Source organism: Terriglobus sp. YAF25, from assembly GCF_052113305.1.
Lineage (GTDB): Bacteria > Acidobacteriota > Terriglobia > Terriglobales > Acidobacteriaceae > Terriglobus.
Window position 1 is genome coordinate 1 of sequence record NZ_JBFRCY010001031.1, and the last position, 2,708, is coordinate 2,708.

Sequence of the window (2,708 nt, forward strand, 5' to 3'; positions counted from 1 at the left end):
GAACATCAGTTGCAGCGATCCCATATGTGGCTGCACCAGAACGTCCGGCGTCATGACCTTCGACTTCAACTCCGGATGCTTGCCTTTGTGGCGAGGATCCTGATGACCGCCCATGTAAAACCAGGGCCAGCCATAGAAACCGTCTTCCTTGACGCTGGTGATGTAGTCCGGCACCAGGTTGTTGCCGAGGTTGTCGCGTTCGTTGGTCGAGCACCATAGCTCGCCCGTCGTGGGATTGATGGCCTCACCCACGCAATTACGAATGCCTGCGGCATACACCTTCACGAACTTACCGTCTGGTGTGAACTCCAGCACATCGGCACGATGCTCTTCCTGGGGATGCGTATCCATGTCATCTACGTTCGAGCCTGAGCCCACGGAGATGAACATCCGCTTTCCGTCCTTCGAGAAGACCACATCGCGCGTGGAATGCCCGCTACCGGGAGCCATCGGATAGAGCTTTTCAATCAACTGCTCGCCCTTATCCGCGGCCTTTAGATCGCCATTCTTGTACGCATAGCGATAGAGCGACTTTGTCGTGGCCACGTAGACATACTGAGGATTTGGCCCCAGCGGATAGAAGGCAATTCCGAACGGGCGATCGAGTCCGCTGGCAAAGGTTTCTACCGTCACGGCTTTGCCATCAGCACCTACGCCACGCATCACCTTGATCGTGCCGGCACCGGTGTCCGCCAGAAACACATCTCCATTGGGGGCCGTACGCATCAGGCGCGGGATATCAAATCCCTGAGCGTAGATCTCCACCTTGTATCCCGCGGGCGCCTGCGGCCAGGCATTCTGCGGACGGTCCACGAGATGCGGTCCATTCCCCACCGCCTCGGCTTCATTCGGCTCCGGCAGATCGGCGACGGTGATCTTCCAGCGCTGACCGGGTTTCTCATCGGCATAGCCGGCCCAGGCCTGCTGGCCGGTACGAATCTGCTGGGCTACAGCGCCAGAGGTAACAAGAGCCATGGCTGACGCGAGGACGAGCAAGGAATTGCGCTTCATTCCGGAAATCCTCCGACGGGAATATTGGAGCGACTCCATTCTCGCCTGAACCATAGATATCCGTCATCTCACGCGGGTTCGAGCAACAGGGAAAWCGCTCCAGTGCGTGTTCGATGTCAGTGCCACGTGCAGTGTTGACACTGGTGACGTCATAGATCGGCCGCTGCTGGAGCTGCGACTGCATCACCAGGTACGGTGTGTACGGCGTACCGGTGTGCGAGGAGTAGCGGGTCGTGAAGACCTGCTTCTTGCCCATGCGGACACCGGCGATCAGGTTAGTCCGCAGAGGCATGTCATAGTTGGTGCGACGCGAGACGCCATCCAGAGCCGTCGCGAACGAACGTCCCAGGCCCACGTTGGTGCGAACGAACAGTTTGCGGTTGAAGCTCGAGTTGAATTCGACCTCAACGCCATTGGAGATACCCGATCCTTTGCTGACCATCGGCATATACAGGAAGGGCTGTCCGAAGGTATCCACAATGTTGGCCAGGCTGAGCGTCGGATGCTCCTCCGATACCGGATACATCGAGTACACCTTGTGATATCCGCCGATGCTGAAGCGGTCTCCACGCTCAGTCTCGTAGACCACCGTTGCCTGATACTGCACATCGGAGATCGGCTTCAGAGTGCGGTTCGATGCGATACCCAGCACGGTGGGCAGCGGCACCTGTTGGCTATAGTTCGCAACTCCGCCGAAGAAGCGCACGCTCTTGGTAAGCTGCACCATCACACTGGCCTGCGGCGATACTGCTGTTGCTCTGCGTCTGTCAGAGAGCCATTCAAAACGGCCGTTGCTGAGCCCTTCCTTCAGGTCATCGCTGTACACCGGAGCGTTGTTCTGCATGGCGTTCATCTGCGAGGTCGTGGTGTGCGATGAAGCGTAGCTCACCTGGCTTGTCAGCAGCGTGCTGCCGGAGACAATGTGGTTCCACGTCGCGGCATAGATACCGCGATTCCCTGTGTACGTCGTGCTGATGTAACCCGGGTCTTCGTTGTCCTGCAGATTTGGACGGAGGGCGATCTTGTCATTGCCACCGATATACAGGCCGAAGACCGTGTCCTTTCCGGTCGGATGCGTGTCTACACGAGCCAGTGTTCCGGAGTAAATCGGCGCACCGCCGATACCGATGTCATCGGTAAAGTAGTTGATCACGCTGCGGCGATACTGTGTGAGGAATGCAGCCTTCTTTCCAAGAGAATGACTGAAGATCGCGCCCACACCGGCATACCCCATGTCCATCTGAAGATGGCGCTTCTGCGCACTCGGCGCCGCCGTGTTCACGCTGAGAACAGAAGACAGAGCTCCGGTGTACTTTGTGCTGTACAGCGCTTTGTGCAGGCTATCGCTGCTGCTTTGGTTTTCATCGCTAGCGAGGCTGTTTCACGTGTAAGGTGTAACGGCATTGAGTTCTTCGCGATCTCCAGCGGAGAGGGCGTCTTGTGTTTGGAAGTCTGTCCGACAAAAGATAACGGCAGCATTACAACCAGGAGTGCTACAGCTTGATTTTTTAATTTGTACGTAGTCATCTCGTCCTCTCCTTCAAAGAACCGGCGGAGACATGCAGCAAGCTGCTATGGCAGTAACGAAGCAATCGCTATGCCACGAAAACTGCACTCTGGAGGGGCGAAGGAATCGAAATTCCTCACGCAACCGCAGGTAACGTGCAATCCTTTGCAGACTTTTCCCCCACCAGGCG

General features: G+C 57.0%; 2 protein-coding genes. Both read right to left on the reverse strand.

Going from position 1 to position 2,708, the window contains the following annotated elements; all coding sequences use genetic code 11:
- The coding region (locus AB4043_RS26305) for a PQQ-dependent sugar dehydrogenase (RefSeq protein ID WP_442308628.1) at positions 1 to 1,011 on the reverse strand (1,011 nt) is incomplete at its 3' end.
- A complete protein-coding gene (locus AB4043_RS26310; RefSeq protein WP_442308629.1) occupies positions 899 to 2,251 on the reverse strand; it encodes a hypothetical protein in 1,353 nt (450 codons plus the stop codon). The genes AB4043_RS26310 and AB4043_RS26305, both read right to left, overlap by 113 nt.
- Between the last annotated feature and the right edge of the window lie 457 nt (positions 2,252 to 2,708).